Origin of the sequence: Vibrio sp. 10N.239.312.D08, from assembly GCF_041466145.1 — a bacterium.
Classification (GTDB): domain Bacteria; phylum Pseudomonadota; class Gammaproteobacteria; order Enterobacterales; family Vibrionaceae; genus Vibrio; species Vibrio crassostreae_C.
Genome location: NZ_JBFSSD010000009.1, coordinates 1 through 18,103 on the forward strand (window position 1 = coordinate 1; position 18,103 = coordinate 18,103).

At 40.9% G+C, this 18,103-nt stretch carries 14 protein-coding genes; 2 read left to right on the forward strand and 12 right to left on the reverse strand.

The annotated features are described in order from the left end of the window. Positions 1 to 323: 323 nt before the first annotated feature. The 9 genes from AB6D58_RS06760 to AB6D58_RS06800 all read right to left on the reverse strand — a co-directional run bounded on the left by AB6D58_RS06760 (position 324) and on the right by AB6D58_RS06800 (position 11,286). On the reverse strand, positions 324 to 2,495 hold the full coding sequence (locus AB6D58_RS06760; protein WP_372156806.1) for a polysaccharide biosynthesis tyrosine autokinase: 2,172 nt from the start codon (positions 2,493 to 2,495) through the stop codon (positions 324 to 326). 170 nt (positions 2,496 to 2,665) lie between these two features. Continuing rightward, the gene (locus tag AB6D58_RS06765) at positions 2,666 to 3,106 is read right to left on the reverse strand and encodes a low molecular weight protein-tyrosine-phosphatase (RefSeq protein ID WP_048663167.1); all 441 of its coding nucleotides are present in this window, start codon (positions 3,104 to 3,106) and stop codon (positions 2,666 to 2,668) included. Between the two features lie 116 nt (positions 3,107 to 3,222). Further along, complete coding sequence (locus tag AB6D58_RS06770; RefSeq protein ID WP_017063131.1) at positions 3,223 to 4,356, reverse strand: polysaccharide export protein; 1,134 nt, start codon at positions 4,354 to 4,356, stop codon at positions 3,223 to 3,225. A gap of 724 nt (positions 4,357 to 5,080) precedes the next feature. Continuing rightward, positions 5,081 to 7,348, reverse strand: coding sequence for a YjbH domain-containing protein (locus AB6D58_RS06775; protein WP_372156808.1), 2,268 nt, complete (start codon positions 7,346 to 7,348; stop codon positions 5,081 to 5,083). Further along, positions 7,348 to 8,274 carry a capsule biosynthesis GfcC family protein gene (locus AB6D58_RS06780; protein WP_372156810.1) on the reverse strand — a complete coding sequence of 309 codons (927 nt, stop codon included), beginning with the start codon at positions 8,272 to 8,274 and terminating at the stop codon, positions 7,348 to 7,350. Before AB6D58_RS06780 ends, AB6D58_RS06775 begins: the two co-directional genes overlap by 1 nt. A gap of 21 nt (positions 8,275 to 8,295) precedes the next feature. Next, a complete protein-coding gene (locus AB6D58_RS06785) occupies positions 8,296 to 9,000 on the reverse strand; it encodes a YjbF family lipoprotein (protein WP_372136642.1) in 705 nt (234 codons plus the stop codon). A 120-nt stretch (positions 9,001 to 9,120) separates the two neighbouring features. Beyond that, positions 9,121 to 9,366 (reverse strand): hypothetical protein, encoded by a 246-nt coding sequence (locus tag AB6D58_RS06790; protein ID WP_016784037.1) that lies wholly within the window; start codon positions 9,364 to 9,366, stop codon positions 9,121 to 9,123. Between the two features lie 268 nt (positions 9,367 to 9,634). Further along, positions 9,635 to 10,183 carry a sugar transferase gene (locus AB6D58_RS06795; protein WP_372150043.1) on the reverse strand — a complete coding sequence of 183 codons (549 nt, stop codon included), beginning with the start codon at positions 10,181 to 10,183 and terminating at the stop codon, positions 9,635 to 9,637. Between the two features lie 113 nt (positions 10,184 to 10,296). Beyond that, positions 10,297 to 11,286 carry a UDP-glucose 4-epimerase family protein gene (locus AB6D58_RS06800; protein WP_372135407.1) on the reverse strand — a complete coding sequence of 330 codons (990 nt, stop codon included), beginning with the start codon at positions 11,284 to 11,286 and terminating at the stop codon, positions 10,297 to 10,299. Between the two features lie 182 nt (positions 11,287 to 11,468). Between AB6D58_RS06800 and AB6D58_RS06805 the strand changes: the two genes are divergently transcribed. Next, positions 11,469 to 13,373: a nucleoside-diphosphate sugar epimerase/dehydratase gene (locus AB6D58_RS06805; protein WP_016792888.1), complete on the forward strand. Its 1,905-nt coding sequence runs from the start codon at positions 11,469 to 11,471 to the stop codon at positions 13,371 to 13,373. Positions 13,374 to 13,568: 195 nt separating this feature from the next. Beyond that, positions 13,569 to 14,600, forward strand: a complete 1,032-nt coding sequence (locus AB6D58_RS06810; RefSeq protein ID WP_372156812.1) for a CDP-glycerol glycerophosphotransferase family protein — start codon at positions 13,569 to 13,571, stop codon at positions 14,598 to 14,600. A gap of 73 nt (positions 14,601 to 14,673) precedes the next feature. Here the strand turns inward: AB6D58_RS06810 and AB6D58_RS06815 are convergent, their stop codons facing one another. The 3 genes from AB6D58_RS06815 to AB6D58_RS06825 form a co-directional block, all read right to left on the reverse strand. Beyond that, positions 14,674 to 15,813, reverse strand: coding sequence for a glycosyltransferase family 2 protein (locus tag AB6D58_RS06815; protein WP_372156814.1), 1,140 nt, complete (start codon positions 15,811 to 15,813; stop codon positions 14,674 to 14,676). Positions 15,814 to 16,197: 384 nt separating this feature from the next. After that, positions 16,198 to 16,932, reverse strand: a complete 735-nt coding sequence (locus AB6D58_RS06820) for a hypothetical protein (protein WP_372156816.1) — start codon at positions 16,930 to 16,932, stop codon at positions 16,198 to 16,200. After that, complete coding sequence (locus AB6D58_RS06825) at positions 16,922 to 18,070, reverse strand: CDP-glycerol glycerophosphotransferase family protein (protein ID WP_372156818.1); 1,149 nt, start codon at positions 18,068 to 18,070, stop codon at positions 16,922 to 16,924. Before AB6D58_RS06825 ends, AB6D58_RS06820 begins: the two co-directional genes overlap by 11 nt. Positions 18,071 to 18,103: the final 33 nt, after the last annotated feature.

Here is an 18,103-nt window from a genome sequence, read left to right on the forward strand (position 1 = left end):
AGGGGTTGATTAGGCATCGCTAGCAACCCCCTCTAACTCCCCCCTTCTATTAACACCATCACTCACAATAGTCCGGTGTTCAAGGGGGAGAACCAAAAGCTAAGTCTTCGAATAATTTGAAGATTGGATAAAGAATAGATACGGGTGGCGGGTAGACGGGATTCGAAGAGCTAAAAGAGCAGATTCGAGCAGCGGGTAAACGAGTAACAAGAGATGAAGAACGGATTCGAGATGCGCTTTTCGTATCTCGCCACTCGCATCCCGTTACTGTCTTTAGCTCTTCGTTTACCCGGTTACTCGCATCTCGTTACTGCTCTTTAACTTTATTTCTTGTCGCTCGAATACGCGTAGTTGTAATAACCGTAGCCGTATGAGCTTGATGCTTTCTTCTCGATGGCGTTGAAGATAACGCCTTTCACTTCGATACCTGATTGTTCGAAACGGTTACGAGCCACTTCTATCTCTTTAATGGTGTTTTGACCGTAACGCGCGACCATTAATGTGGTGCCAGCGAAGGCGCCGACAATGCTTGGGTCGGTTACCGCAAGTACGGGCGGGGTATCAACAATCACCAAATCATACTCTTTCGATGCCCATTCCATTAGTTCTGCAAAGCGTGGGTGCATCAGCAGCTCTGATGGGTTCGGTGGCACTTGGCCGCGAGTAATAATATCTAGGTTCTCTACCGGTGTGGTTTTCACTGATTGAGCGAACTCTTGCTTGCTGCTCAATACATCAGAAAGGCCGTTATCCCAGTTCACACCAAAGCTTTGTTGTAGGTAACCTTTTCGCATATCGGCATCAATCAACAATACCTTTTGGCCTGTTTTAGCAGCTACTGCGGCAAAGTTGGTCGAGATGAATGATTTACCAATGCCTGGCGCAGGGCCTGAAATCATCAGAACGTTGTTTTTCGCTTCTAGCATCGCGAAGTGCAAGCTGGTACGAAGGCCACGCAGTGCTTCAACCGAAAGATCGGCAGGGTTCGATTCAGCAAGCAGTGCCTGAACGCCTTTTGTTTGTACTTTCTTCGATTTAAAGCGGTTGGTTAGCTCAATCTGTAAATCAGATTTTGGTACCGCTGCGTAAACAGGCAGACCGATTTGTTCAATTTGGTCTGGGCTTTCCACACCACGGTGGAACGCTGCTTTTACTAACACAAACGCGACACTTAGCATGCCACCCAGCAGCGTTGCTAACACAACAATCAATGGCTTCTTCGGTTTAACGGCACGAGCATAAGCTTGCGCGTCATCTAAGATACGAACGTTACCGACCGTACCCGCTTTAATGATGCTCAGCTCTTGAACCTTGTTTAATAGCTGGATGTAGATCTGTTGGTTTACTTCAACATCACGTGTCATACGCAGTACTTCACGTTGTGTTTTCGGCAACTTTTGTACTTGCTTGTTTAAGCGCTCTTTCTCACCCATCAGCGTTTTACGCTTATCAAGCAGAGCTTTATATGCCGGGTGATCTTTAGTAAAGCGTTGGCTGATTTCACTCTCTTTAAACGTCAGTTCATTCAATTGCGCTTCAAGCTCTACCATTACCTTCAGGGTTGATTGTGCTTCTAAGCCCAAGTCGATCGATTCGTTCTTTTGGCGGTAATTATTTAGTACGTCTTCATAGCCCGTTAGCTCAGATTTAATGCCCGGAAGGTGGCTTTCTAAGAACTGTAGGCTCTTCTCTGCTTCTGCTGAATTACGCTTCACGTTTTGTAAGAAGTAGATCTGGCTAATATGATTAAGGATTTCAGAGATCTGTTGCTTGTTTTCACCTTCAAAGCTTAGCTTCAAAATACCGGTTTGCTTACCTTGCTCAGACAAAGACAAAGAAGCTTTCAACCATTCGATCGCTTCTAGTCGGCTACGTTGACTAATAGAGAATTCAAAATCGTTATGAGATTCGAAACCTGCCACAAACAAGCTGTAGTCGTCGGCTGTGGCTAGCTCACCCACCTTGCCTTGCAAGATAACGCGCTCATCGTCGCGAACTAATTGGTAAGTGCCCTGCTCGGCATCTAGGATCTGGATCGTGTGCCCGTAGTCGCTCGCATAGCTTGGCATGTTGAAACGGCTAACCGCAATGTGGTTGATGTCGCCAGTTAAGCGAGCAAAACCTTTACCTACGATAGGTGCATAGTTGGGAGATGTCACCGTGGTGAGGTTAAACTTATCAACCGTTTCACCCAAGATCATACGCGATTTGATGATCTCCACTTCTGTCGTGGCAGAAGATTCCTGAGAGAACAATTCACCCATATCACCAACCATAGAAGAGATGCCACCAGAGCTTTTCTCTTCAATTTGGATCAGGGCATCCGCTTTGTATATCGGCGTCGAAAGCAAAGCAAACGCAATACCAAACACAGCAAAAACGAATGTGGTGAGCATGATTAGCCATTTAGCATCTAATAAGATGCCAAGCAGTTTTCCTAAATCTATCTCATCAGAGTTATCTGTATGCGATTGCTGAGAGGGTTGTGTTGTCATTTGTTTGCTACTTCCTAAAGTATTGCTATTTAAGAGACGATATATACGCTCCGCGTACTTCTCTTTTATATTATTCCGTTGGTGGCTTTGCCATGCCTACATTTAGAGCATGACATTTAAAAAGCTGTCTATTTAAAACCTACTGCATCTAAAATCTATTGCATTTAAACCTACAGTTTTTTTGCCCAAGCTTGCGCCGCTTCGTCAATCAGCTTATAAGCGTGTTCAAACGCCTCACGACTTTGACGATAAGGGTCAGGAATGTCTTTCTGGCCAATCCACTGACCAAACAGCATCGTTTTTCCGCGAGCCTCCGGCGATATTTGAGTAAGCGCCTCCATATGGCCCTTCTCCATCACCAAGATCAAGTCATACTGAGCACAAAGCTGTGGCGTAACTTGCTGAGACTGATGGTTTTCAACATCAACCCCATTTTCAGCGGCGATTAAAATGGCAGTGTCGTCTGCAGGCTTACCAATTAAACGGCTTTTCTCAGCAGCGATACCGGCAGAGGCCACTTCTTTGTTGGGCAGCAAGTTTTGTAAAACTCGCTCTCCCGTCGGGGAACGACAAATGTTGCCCACGCATACGACTAAAATTTTATTAAACATAATGGTCTCTAATTGTATTGGGCTTATAAGCTGGGTTTACTTTTAGATGTAAAAATCAGGTTACACGCACAATGCAACCTGATGATTAATTAGGGTTTATTACAAACCAGGGCTTATTACCAATTACGAACGCGCAACATACCTTCGGTTAGGTCGTTGAAGCCTGAAATGGTTGGTACAAGCTGACCGATTACACGGTTCCAGCGGCTGATTGGCGCTGCCGTTACGTAAACAATATCATAAGGCTTTAAATCAAACTCGGTGCCAATCACTAAAGCTGATGCATCTTCCATATTGAGTTGGTAGATGTCTGCCATGCGTTCTGATTTATCATCAGAAGTTCGGATCACAAACACACCCGTTGCATCTGCCGTCAGCTGGTTAATACCACCTACGTTGCTGAGTGCTTCGGTTAGGCTCATCCCAACACGATCAATCTTAAGTAGTTGAGGATCGTTCACTTCACCCATCACGAACACTTTCTGGTTGTCATTACGCGGTACGTGAACAATATCACCGGCTTGAAGTAAGCGGTTTTGAGTTAAGTCACCACGTTGCATCAAACCGTAAAGTGAAAGGTTCTCTTCCACGCCATTGCGGGTTAATGAAACATTACGCCAATCAGCATCTTCAGACAAACCGCCAGAACGGTTCACGGCATCCAGTAACGTTAAAGGGATATTAGTGATTGGCTGCTGGCCAGGTTTAGATACTTCACCGGTAATGTAGGTTTTCTTAGATCGGAAAGCCGCTACGTTTACATCAACTTGAGGGCTTTCGATGTATTTCGCCAAACGTTCCGCTATATCAGAACGAATTTCACGAACCGTTTTTCCTGCCACTTCGACTGTACCAATGTACGGGTAGAAGATGGTGCCGTCTGCATGAACCCAGTTACCCGCTTCAGTACTACTACGGTAAGAACCCGCAGGAATCGTCAGTTCAGGGTGATCCCAGATCGTAATATTTAAGATATCGCCCACACCGACTTTGTATTCATACTTTGCGATGTCTACGTCGAGTTCAGGGTTGGCTTGTGACACCGACAATGTACCCGTTTGGTAAGTCGATACTGATTGAGCTGTCAGTGGGTAAAGGTTAACCACATCAGAGATATCAGATTCTTGCTGTTCCTCTGAAGGCTGAATCACATTCTTGTTGCCAGTAGAAAGGTGAGTTCCTGGAGTAGTACACCCTGCAAGCAATACAGGAAGGAGCGCTAAAAGGAGACGATTTTTATTAATCTTCATGTTAACCAAGTCATAGAAACGGAATGTGTCGTGATATCCCAAAGGACACCCTAAGAAGTTAGAACAAACAATTTTATCAGCTACGCAGTATTTAATAGAGTTAAGGAGGGCTATTACTGTGATATCGCTCCCACTTAATATCAAAGATAGGAACGCTACCGCCCTTTGATATTCCGCGACATCACACTGCGTAGTTAATCTGCCTCTATCTATCTGGAATTGAGATAGAGGTTTTTTGTCATAAACCGAGCCAAAGATCGGACTTTCACCCGGTTATTTTATTGCGTATGCATTATCCACAATTTGTGTTTATTATCAACCTAGTTGAATGGTTAAAGAGCAGATACGGGATGCGAGTGAACTAGTGGCGAAGAGCTAAAGAGCAGATGAGAGTAGCGAGATACGAGTAAACGAAGAGCCTAAAGCCGTGTCGGGATGCTTTTAGCTCCTCCCCTTTATCACAACTGTTGCTTGGCAGAAAATACCAACATAAGGGGAGGCTGGGAGGGGTTGGTAACACATAGATTAATATCCCCCTCTAACTCCCCCTTTGATGAACATCACCGATCAAAAACGAACGGCGTTCAAGGGGGAGAACCAAAAGCTAGACCCAATGAATATCACGATATCTTAAGCTATTCGTTATTCGTTATTCGATTATTCGAGACTGCTCTTTCCCCACTCTTCGTATCCCGCTTACTCGTCACCCGCATCTGCTTTCGATCTACTTAACGCTACTCGGCCTTTGGAACCAAGGTGAGCGAGCATCGGTTTGATCGAACAAGTTGTATTGCTTGTTCAGCACTTGGCCGCCGTCACGTGTGATCGGTAACCAGGTAAAGCCAGCGCGGCTTGAGCTTGGTTTCACGGTAACAAGATCAAACGGAATCGATACATAGAAGCCTTTGGTATAGCTGCCTTCACCGTACTCTTCCGTTGTCATGTCGGTTAAGCTGACAAACGCACCGGCAATAACGCCACTCTTGAATTGCTTAGAGAAATCGACACGAGTCCCGATATCACCCGCAAGGAATTTACCGACGCCCACTTTAAGCAAGGTATCGCTCAAGAAGTCCCATTGTGGGGTGTAGTAACCGGTGATGAAGCCCGTCGTGCCCTTATCGATCACTTTGTACGTTCGGCTACTGTCATCTGGGTTAACTTGAATCTCTTCATCAAACGTGCCAAACCAGCTTTCTGGATCGCGCTGGCTTATTGCAGTCATGTCTGCACCAATGGCCCAGTTTTGGTTGAATGGTCGATACAGGATTTCGCCACCCACACCCGCAAACATGCTTTCAAGGTACCCCCCGTAAGCTTGGGTGTAGACACCGCTGCCGTAGTCTTCAAACCACGTCAGTTGTAAGCGATCTAAGCGAACCGGATCGTCAACGTAAGAGCGGAATAAGGTTCTTACTCTTGGCGTTTGGTCAGTGCCGTCTGATGGGACGGTATAGTTAAACTTGTCGTAGTTATCGACTAAGTTAACGTACAAAGAGCCCGACAGTTCAACATTGTTTAACGCCCAGAACGAAGCGTTGGTGTATAAACCCAAACTGTATAAATAGAAGTTTTCAGCCGAACCGAACGATTGAGCTAGGTTTGGTGAAATCGACACATCGAATCGCTCACGCCCATCATGATAAATAACGGATTTCTTACGCTCTAACTCGTGAGTATCGGTTGCATCACTGGTTTGAGCATTGAGATAACTGTTATTAGCCGCCGCTTTGAACGCTTGTGCATTGACCGTTGTCTCGGTGAGTTCCATCGATTTATCGTTTTCGATGATTTTGTAAGTATCAATGTAACTTGGCACCGCATTCGCAATCACAGTCGCACCGCGTTCAACGGCGATATCTCTGTCTCGGTATTTGACCTGAGTGCCCTTGACTACAATGCTGTTATCGTCGACCAAGATTTGCGCTTGTTCATAACCAGCGATCGTTTCAAGTTGGCTTGCAAGGGCCGCCATATCAATGTCATCAACCGTCTCGACACCACTCGGGCGTAACTCTGCTGTTTCGGTATCTCGCCACACGGAATACATTTCGTTGAAGTTGGTAGAAAGATCGAAGCCAAGGGTTAAAGTATCGCCTCGCTCATAGCTCACTTTCGCTGAGCCCCAATCGGTGAAACGGTAGACCGCGCCCACGTTCCATGGCGTGTGTTGTGTCATGTCGACACCACCACGTACTACAGGGAAGTCTTGAGAATAATCGTTGCCATCGTATTCAAGCTTTAAGGTTAACGGCTTATAAGGGGTTTGGTATTCAAAGCCGCCATAAATTGCAGCATCGCCTTTAAACCAACGCTCAAAATCGACACTGCCGCCATTGCCTTTAAAATCAGACGGGCGTTCACAATACTTGTCACTGGCTTTGCACAGTGGGTTAGTGAAATTGCCACTGGTGCCCATGTATCCCCAAGCCATGCCCAAGGTAAAATCAACAGGGCCAAAGCGTTTGGTCGCTGCAACAAATTCGCCATCAAATAAACCGGTACCACCAAAATCACGCATACCGACCGACACTTCTGGTAAGTAATACCCTTCTTCGATTAAGCGTACTTTAAAGTCGATACCTTTATCGGTGTGCTTAGTACAACCACTGAATGAGTTTTGAGAGCAGTCTTGATTGCCACTACCGCTATAATAAAGATCTTGAGTTTGTGTATAGCGAATGGTGGTTTCAAGCCAAGGCATCACCTGCAGGCTGACATTATAAAAATGGTATTCATTGTTGAACGAAGCACTAAAGTTGAACTCGCCTTCTGGTGCCATTCGGCCTGTCGGCATTTGCATTAAGCCAACACCACCAAAGTTCATTTGCGATGTTCTGTATTCAGTGTCGTCGAATGACGATTTTTCTGCTCGAATCGAAGAGGAATCAATGACTGTCTCTGCTCGAATCGACATGCTATTGGTCATTAATAAAGCACAAGTAACCGATGTGCACACTGCCGATAGAGGGAATGATTTCTGTTTCAGCATTACAGGCCAACCTTATGACGTAGCAAATCGACAATATCTTGGTTCAACGTTGAGTATTCCGATGGCAAAGAGTAGAACGCCATAAATACGATGGCACCTGGTGCTAAGTAAACCGGCTGTTCGTTCCAGTATGCGTATTGAATGGTTTGTACCTCGCCATCTGGCTGGACAACATAAGCCACGCTTTTATCTGCAGATTCACCAATAAAGCCATTCGGTAATGCATCGAGGTAATCATTCAACGTACCATGCTCAATCAGATTCATTGTTACCGACTCTTTCATTGCACCCATCAACTGAATTGACGTTGGTCGTTGTGGTAAGTACAGAGAAAAGGCTTGAGTTTGACTGTCTGACGGCTTGTTAGTATGAGAACTTGAAACAAGCAGTGGGTTCTTATCTGGTTGCGAGATAACCGCATTTCGGTCTAGCTCAATAAAAACTCGATTGAGATATTGGAAAGAGGCTAACTGTTGGCGCACTAAGTTTGCTTCTGGCTCTTCTACTGCGAAAGCTTCAAGCTGGTTCAGTACATTGCGCTTTTTGGCTTCGATAGCTTGGTTAGCTTCTTTAAATCCAGTAACTGCAGTCGCTTCAGTATTGGTTATATCAAACAGTTGAGCCGAAAGGGGGAAGTAACCAATAGTACCGTTAGCGTTAGAGCTCGCATTCACGTTTGCGTCGTCTAATACACGAAGCAGTCGAACGTTAGTTTGATACTCAAGCGTCACACCTTGAAGAGGAAGCTCGATTGTTGTTTTAATCGACGAAGAGCGTTCAGGCGTAACAAGATCAGAAGCCGAAGAAGCGGAGCTCAAAGCAAACAAAGCGCTCATCATTAACAGAGCTCTCATCGTTAATAAAGTTCTCACCAATGGCAACCGACGTCCCGTCATTTTTGATGTATGACTCATATAATTCATCATTTTAGTTCATTACCCTGTTCGTTAATTGCTTTGATAATGCTTAAGGACGGTTAACTCAAGCCTTGTCATATCAGGGCCTAAATACTGTATGGTTTTTACCACTTTGCCTTCGCTGTCGACCCAATATTCGTTGGTGATGTCTTGTTCTAATATTGGGAATTGAATTTTTTCTTGGAATTTCTTGGTATCGATAGACGCTAACGGAGTTTCAACCGTGTCATTTCCCACATACGTTCGGGTGATGTTCGCTTTATAGCCGAATCGATAGTTAGGTTGCCAGTCGTAAACCGCTTGCCATTTTTGAGCTCCGGGGTTGGCAGACACATCAAACGCAGAAGAAGAATCGGCTGACGAATTGTTTGCAGAAGAGAATGTATTTAACGGTTGGAATGCCAAACCAGATAGGTTTTCGTAAGGAAGCAATAGCGTTTGTACGACACGTCCATTTTCAGTGACGATCATCGCTTTGTCAGAAGACATCCACTTTAACTGCTCTGCGCCCGTTTGCGGGTTTTCACCGACGTACGCTAAGACCATGAAGATCTTACCTTGGTCATTCACTTCTGCATAAATGCTGGAATAAGGTAACGTTTGAATGTATTCCTTGGATAGCTCAACATCGGAGCTTCCAAAAAAGGCTTCATCAAAAGTAGAGTTAACGTCTTGAAACTGCTGAGAACAACCAGCAAGAAAAAGACCAAGAGATATGATTAGAGGTTTAAGCATGACGAGTTCTGCTTCCTAGCAATCTGGTTGCTGATGTCCAATATGGAAAATTAATCAATTAGATATAAAAAAACCACTTTATGCTTTCACATAAAATGGTTTTAAACGCCTACTCAAAAATTATCGAGTCGTTGTTGTCGTTGTTGCACCGCTTTCGTTAGAAGCAACCGCTACAGCTGCTGCTGCCGCTACTGCTGCTGTCGCTACTGCAACTGTTGTTGCTGTGCCAGCTGCTGCTGCAGATGCACCCGCGCCAGCTGCTGTACCAGTACCTGAACCAGTACCCGCTGCTGCTGTAGTTTCAGCTGCAAATGCAGCACCTGAGAAGCTAACTGCTAATGCAGCTGCTAGAGCCATCTTTTTCATAATGATTTCCATTAATATAAACGTTTATATGTAGAAGATGATTTTCACACCCTCAAACAGTTGCTCAGCTTAAACAACTGATTGATCATCATAGATAATAACCACAATCAAGTAAATGGATAAATCATAAGCAATACCTTATAAAGCAATATTTAGGAAATAGCGTCACATAAAAATGGCCTTAGAGACTGTGGAGGTCAACAAAGCTATGTTTGTATAACGCAGAAGCCAGTACCAATGATCATAAGAGAGCGTAAACCATATCTAACTAAACCCTGTCGCCCGAGCCTTTACCTAGTACGGTTTGAATAATGTATTGAAAGTACAATTTAGTACTCAACGTCTGAATCATGCGTTGATCCCACTCCGCGAGTTTTTTCGGTGTCGACATGTCGATATCATTGATTTGAGCTAGTCCGGTTACGCCAGGCCTTACCGCCAGCACGCCTCTCGACTCTCTTTCATTGATGAGCTCTTGCTGGTTAAACAGGCATGGCCTTGGACCAACTAAACTCATTTCACCTTTAAGTACGTTGTATAACTGAGGCAGTTCATCAAGCTTGGTCTTACGCAGGAATCCACCTAGTTTAGTTACAGAGCTCGCCCCAACTAAGTGAGTCGCAACAGATTTTGTTTCCACTGGCATAGTGCGGAATTTAACTAAAGTGAATGGCTTTTTGTTGCGACCAACTCGGGTCTGAAAAAAGACAGGAGAACCCGTGTCAAAGTAACCAAGGATACAAATAATGAGAAATGCTGGCCAAAGGAACAGCAAACCAAAGAAAGCAAAAATAAAATCGAACAAACGAATCAAAATATGTGTCCTATCAAATTCGGATTGAAAACGTGGGGGCACTATAAGCACCACTAATCAATAAAGGATACCTGAAAAATTTATGGACAAGAAAGCCATAAACTACCTAAAACGCATCAATGCGACTTCAAGTAAGCTTCTACGGTTCTTTTGATCCCTTGTTCAAAACTTACAGGGGGGTTCCATCCCAATATCTCTTTCGTCAAACCTATATCCACTTGGAGGTTGCCGCATATTCTTTGCGCTATGTGCTGTCTATTTAAAACTGACGATCCAGCTTGTATCCAAGACATTGGGATTGGAATTAATCGCGGTGATTTCCCCATAGCATGAGCGATGGTTTGCATCAATTGAGTTGTCGATACATCCTGATCATCAGAAGCTAAGAAGGTATAGCCCGGAGCTGAAGGGTGCTCGCAACAAGTTAGTATCAAATCGGACAAATTATCCAAATAAACCAAGCTTCTCTGGTTCTTTATAGCACCAAACGGTAACGGAATGCCTTTATCAATCAAACGCATCATAGATAAGAAATTTGCTTTGACGCCAGGCCCATAAACTAATGGAGGCCTAATGATAACCACTTCTAGCCCTGTCTCTTTTGAAAGCTTAGCCAACTCAACTTCAGCTTCATACTTGCTCAAACCATAAGGGTCTTGCGGAGTATTCTTTAAATTCGGTTCAAAGGGTAAATTTGGCTCACTGAATTCACCGTTAACTTTAATAGAGCTGACAAATACAAACCTTTTAACGCCCGCTTCAGCGGCTTGCTTCGCTAGGTTCAAAGTGCCAAGGGTGTTGATATCTCGATAGGCAGTTAAAGCACCTTGCTCACTCTCATTCATTTGATGCACTCGAGCAGCACAATGAACAACACAATCCACACCTTCGAATGCACCAGACCAATCGGTACTCGAATCAATAGAAGAAACAGCAAAGCTATTAACGGCCAAGTTATTAACAAACTGGCTATTAACAAACAAGCTATTAGGCTGTATTTGTGCCGCTTTTCGCACTACAGGCACAACTTCCCACTGACACTCTTGTGCTAAATTCGCAACGCGAGAGCCGACAAAGCCCGTACTACCAGTGACTAATAATTTCATAATACAAAAAAGCTCTACATATTGAATAAAAAACAAGCAGCATCAACAGCAAAACTACTGAGCAACACAGAACCATCAATTACGACTAGCTTACCGCACTTAAGAGCATTAAAATATCGCAGATATTAAATTACTCAGCTACAGCTTGTAAGCCTGATTGAGAACAGTTACCAAGGAATATAATGATTAAGCCGATACGCCTTATCCTCAATACTAAACGAAAAAATAAGCGTTTGATCAGTATTGGCTACGACATATTCGCGATAACTATATCGGTTTATTTAGCTATAGCTTTAAGGCTAGGCACATACACTTTTGAACTGGGTTTAGATGAATGGGTAACACTATTACTCACCATTTCGGTGACTATATTTAGTTTCGCTAAACTCGGGATGTATAGAGCGGTATTACGCTACATGATGTTTCCTGCGGTCGGGAACATATTTCTCGCGGTGTTTATATCATCGCTCACCTTAGTCTTGAGCGGATTCTTCTTTCATACCTTCATCCCCAGAAGTGTCCCTTTTATCTATGCTGGGTTAGCCATACTGACATTAGGCGGGCCAAGAATCATGATCCGCTCTGCTTATGACCAAGTTTTTAAACGAAAAAAGCCCAATGTGTTTATCTACGGGGCTGGCGCAACAGGGCGAGAACTCACATACGCTCTGATCCATGGTGATGAGTACAACCCTGTTATTTTACTCGATGATGATCCTAGTAAAAGAGGCAATATCTTCTTTGGATTAAAAGTCCATCATCCTAGTGAATTTGAACACCTTCAATCTCTGTACCAGCCAGTAAAACTGTTGCTTGCGATCAACAATATCAACAAAGGTAAGAGATTAAGACTTGTAGAAAAACTGTCTAATTGGCCTATCGCTATACAATCCGTACCGTCAGTGGAAGATATCGCTGCAGGCAAAGCAACGGCGACCGAAGTAAAAGATCTTGATGTTGCTGATCTATTAGGTCGAACACCGATTACCCCAGATAACAACTTATTGACTAAGAATATATTCGATAAGAGTGTCATGGTTACCGGAGCCGGAGGTTCAATAGGTTCTGAACTGTGCCGTCAAATCATAGCTCAAAAACCAAAAACACTGGTCTTATTCGAGTTAAATGAATATAACCTTTATAAGATCGAACAAGAGCTCAATGCGACCAAGCATAACCTTAAAAGCCAAACTAAAATTATTGCTGCACTAGGCTCAGTTCAAAGACAAAATCGCCTTGAAAAGCTAATGACAAGCTATGAAGTTGACACTTTATATCATGCCGCAGCCTATAAACACGTACCTCTAGTCGAAGACAATGTCGTAGAAGGGATCCGAAATAATGTTTTTGGGACATTATCCTGCGCGCAAGCTGCAATAGAATGTGGTGTTAAAAATTTCACTCTCATTTCTACAGACAAAGCCGTGAGGCCAACGAATGTAATGGGAGCCAGTAAAAGAATGGCGGAGCTCGTTCTTCAAGCTCTGGCAGACAAAGATACTCAAACGACCTTTACTATGGTGAGGTTCGGTAATGTTTTAGGCTCTTCTGGGTCCGTTGTACCGCTATTCAAGAAACAAATTAAAGCCGGTGGTCCCGTCACCGTTACGCATCCAGACATCATCCGCTATTTTATGTTGATTCCTGAAGCGGCGCAGCTCGTCATTCAAGCTGGCGCCATGGGTAATAATGGCCAAGTGTTCGTGTTGGATATGGGAGAGCCAATTAAGATCCTAGACCTAGCAAAACGCATGGTGCACCTGATGGGAATGAAAGTGAATCTTGGTTCAAGTTCGGATGAAGGCGATGTTGAAATCAAGTTTACAGGCCTGAGGCCTGGTGAGAAGCTATATGAAGAGCTTCTTATTGGGGACAATGTTGAAGGAACCAGCCACGAAAAAATCATGACAGCTAAAGAAAGCAAACTGAGCTGGCCTGAAATGCAAGTTCTCTTAAACGAACTGGATGAATGCTGCCATGATTTCAATGTAGAGTGTATCAAGCGCATATTGCTTGAAGCACCTACTGGCTTTGTACAAAATGTAAATTTAAAAGACGTATCGACAAGTGGTAATAAAACGAACTAATTACGATCCATCTATTTTAAATTTTTTGGTATTTATATTCGACTAAATGATTTTTTGATAATTAAGGTTCTTTTAATACAAACCACTTATTATTTTCAGTATTGACAAACAAACATACTCATCGGTAGCAGTGCGCTATTAGCCCTTCCTTTGCTAAGGGCCGAAATTATGGTTAAAAATTCGTGGTATAATTTAATGAAAAAACTTGTTATCTATTTTGGCTCTTCAAAAAAAGAGCTTTACCAGATTGATATGTGGTCCCAGCTACTGCATGAACTAAGCAAAACCTTTGCGGTAGAGATAATATTTCGCCAGCCTATGGCTTACTACGCCTACGAAGGCCCATTTAAAAAGCACTTCTGCTTACGGGCGAGTAAGCTTGAAAGCTACGTACTCAACCATGATATTGCTGCATGTATTTACGTCAACAATACCATGCTTAACTACCATATGCTTAAGTATCACCACTTTCCTCAGCTCCATATTGGCCATGGTGAGAGTGACAAGAGTTGCTCTAGCACTTTCCACTTCAATGCCTACAGCAAAGTATTGGTCGCAGGTCATGCAGCTAAAGAACGATTATTAAAAATTGGCATAAACGATGCGAATATCGCTGTGATTGGCCGACCAAGCACAACGATAGATCCATCCCCAGAAATTGATTCCATCCGCAAACTCGCTGGCGACCGAAAAATCATTGCTTATACACCAACATGGGAAGGTGGGAGTAAGGAAACACGCTACAGTTCTATTGATGTGCTCGGAGAGGAATTGATTGAATACTATCGAAATCAAAGTGAGTATTTCCTTGTGTTCAAGCCTCATCCACTGATTGGTAAGAAAAGCAAAACGCCTAAGAAAGCACTTAAAGATATCAAAAAAACTATTTCAAGTAGTAATAATATCGCAATCTTTGAAGGTGATATAAACAGCCTATTCCCAATCGTGGATGGGCTCTATACCGATATTTCTAGTGTTGTTATTGATTACATGCAATACAACAAGCCATATGTCACTTATGTACCCGAATGGGAAATAGAAGACTTTGAAGATATTCAAAGTGTCAATTCTTCACAGTTTGGTCATGAATATAACCACCTAATGTCGAGCCTAAATACCTTACTCCAGAAAGACGTCAATTATGCCGATGTTTATAGATTCTATATTGAAAACAATAATTTAAACTGGGTGTTATCACAAATAAAAGCTGAAGCAAATATAAAATAGTTTTCCCCTCAATGTCCCTCCCTTAAGTATTATTTAGGTTGGGACATCGAAGAGCTGTTAATTGTCTTACTATTCATGTTCTATGTTGAAAGTTTTTCTTTAATCGAGAAACGATAGAGAGAGCTCTCTTCTTCGGCTTGCGCTCTGGAGTGTAGGAATTTACAGCTTTAAGCTTTGTATTGGCCAACAACACCTCTTTTAACTCTCTTTCAAATTTTTGTATCTTTTTATTTTTGTTAGACTCTTGGTTGTGAAATTTAATTAATCTCTCAAGATTAAATACATCCTCCTTGATAATTAGTTGTGCCTTGAGCAATGTCATTATTTCAAAATTTTGTTCAATTTCCTCTTCATTTAATTTCCCAAAGTAAATGTGGGCCATTTCAATTATATCTTTCTTTTCTTGAGATGAATAATCACTATAGAACTCAAGAAGAGGCATTATTGCATTGATATTTCTTTTATTTAAAATTTTCTTAGCTTCATTATTTATTTTACCTATACTTAAATCATCAATTAAACAAGCTATTTCCAATCTATCCATAAAGTATCTAATGTTATTTTTATTATTTGATACACTGGTCTTAACAACTCGCCACTGATAGACAGTTTCAGGTATTATAGCTATTACCTTTGCTAAGAAATAACAATTAAAGGTGAATAAAATATCTTCTATTTTATTTCCCTCAAGAAATCTTAATTTGTTATCAATTAAAAATTTTCTTTTATATAGCTTATTCCACACACCTGCATTTTCTAATAACACTGGAAAATCATTAATATTTGTTAATCTTTCTCTAACATAAATAGGAATTTGAGGTTGAGGAGTCCATATTTTATCAGAATTAAACCTCTCTACCCTCCCCATTACAAGATCTGCATCTGTGCTGGTAAATTTATTTAACAAGAGCTCTAATGCATTGTTAGGCAAAATATCATCAGAGTCCATGAAAGAAATATACTTCCCTCGTGCTTCATCTATACCCCTATTTCTTGCCTTTGATGCTCCACCATTGCTCTGACTAATAATTCTTATTCTTTCATCTTTTTTAGCTGCTTCTTCCAATACTTTCAAACTATTGTCAGTCGAACCATCATTAACAAATATCACTTCAATATTAGTTATTGTTTGCGACTGTAAAGAGTTTATAGCATCTTTTAAATACTGTTCCACATTATAAACAGGAACAATAACTGATATATCCACATTCATTTTCATACCTATAAGAAATCATACCTATTTTAAGGTTTATATAATGATGATAGCCCACATAAGCAGTTATAGCATCATTCAAGATGAATAAGTTAGGAGATTAACAAATAATTACAATTTACTTTAGAGTTAAGCTGCTGTATAAACATTAATAATGAAGTGCATTTTTGTTATTAATAAAGCGCGCACAGAAATACATCATAGCGCAAATTGTGCCACGTGATTTCTAGCCAATACTCAATCATTAATTATAAGCCTTCTACCTCGTTATTAAGACGAAAACTCTATACTGTATTTTATATGCATTTTTTGATTCAACAAAAAAACCTCCATGATAATCAGACATGGAGGCGTATATTGTATTTTTAATTATGGGTTATTAATTTAACTAATAAATTCTTTAACTTCTATTTTTTTAACTGCCAATATATTTTTTGTCAGCCTTGGTACAGAAACTACAATCATTCTCGAAACGAAAAAGATTGGTACTAAATGAAGTATATTTCCATTGTGAGTATAAGCCGTGTAAGCTAAATACCCGACCATTATTATATACATTCCCAAGGAGTATACCTCTGTATAAAACTCAATGTTTTTTGACATAAAGTCAGCAAGTAATTCATCAAATATATACAAGCTTATTACGACAACTAATGTACAAAATATAAAGTATGGAATATTAAATAGAGCGATAACTGAAAGACAAAATACATTTAGTATAAAGTCAGATTGTATTTCAACCGATTTTGATAAAAACTCTTTTGCTTTTTTAACTGTTTTAATAAAATCTGGATACTGTTTATGCTTTTCAGCTAAGCTTTTTTTCTTACAACTTGTACTTTTGTAGTTAACAAACATATAAGACAGGAGTAAAAAAACAAACCCACTTATCATTAATACCAACAAGAAAGTCAAATCATTGGTCAAAAAGTCAGGTAATAAAGCCTGTAGTTTCTGAGGCACCGCATTAGTTCCCATGATTAAAACAAATTGAAGAGGTACAATCATGATGACAACTTTCATCAAACGATTCAGGGCAATATAAAAAGATGCCACAAACAATGAATCAAGACTAAATTTTTTGTATATGGCTATCATACTCTTTGTTTTATTTAACATTATCTCTTTCAAGAACCTCTTTTTTAAAAACCTTCACAGAGTTATTTACTTTTCCATTAAAGCGCTCAGATTCAATGCCTCGCTTTTCGCGCATACCATCATTGTTCTGAAAATTAGAAAAAAAATAAATTAACTCTTCTTGGCTATTAATTCTCATACCAGGACAAAACCCATCGAATTCGTAACAAAAACCATTCTCTTCTTTATATATTTCATAATCGTAATCATATATTGCTATTGGTCTATCAAGAATTAGGTAATCAATTATTATACTTGAGTAGTCAGAAATTAAGGCATCGTAAGTATGCAGATAGTCACTAATTTCAGGCTCTGTTTCAGGTGTAGATAGCTTTATATTTTCAGATAAAAAACTTTGATCTTCAGGCAGAAATAAAGGGTGTGGTCGATAATATAAAACTATATTATTTTCCTTCAAAAACCTATCTAGTTCATTGATGTTAAAATCATCGAACTTCAAGAAAGAGCCTTTATCATTGTAACGCCATGTTGGTGCATATAACACTTTACATAACTTATATTTTTTAGAGTAATTACTATTCAGTTTTACAATTCTATCCGTTCTAGGCTGGGAAGCGTATATAAACTTATGGGTTGAGCAACCAAACATATTAGAAAGGATACTTGCTACCTCTTCCGTCGGAGCAAAATGATAAGTGAAGTTTGAAGTATTCAAATAATAATAGATACGTTTTAATATGCTAACTTTATTCTCAAGTAATCCAGATGCTTTAACAGGGATACCATGCCCCAAATGTAATACTTTTCTATTTATTGCTAAGCCCAAGCCTTGAACGGGGAGATCGAAGTATGAGCAGACCCATACGGAAGATCGCAGGCAATATATTTTATCAGCTATAGATTTATTACTTATAAAGTAATTTCCATATAATTCATTTAGCCTTGCTCTTTCTACATCATCACAGATAACAAAACGGCATTGATAATCGATTTTTGATTTTATTACGTCTTCAAATAAATATTTTGAGTTTGATGTGAAATCCCCTTTAAACGAGGACATGAAAATGATACGTCTTTCTTTTCGTCCAGGGATAAACAGTAAAACCAAAAAAAAAGTTGAAAGGAAACGATAGATTCTTAAAAAAGTATATTTATTCACAATAATGTACCAAACGGTGCCAATACAATCATC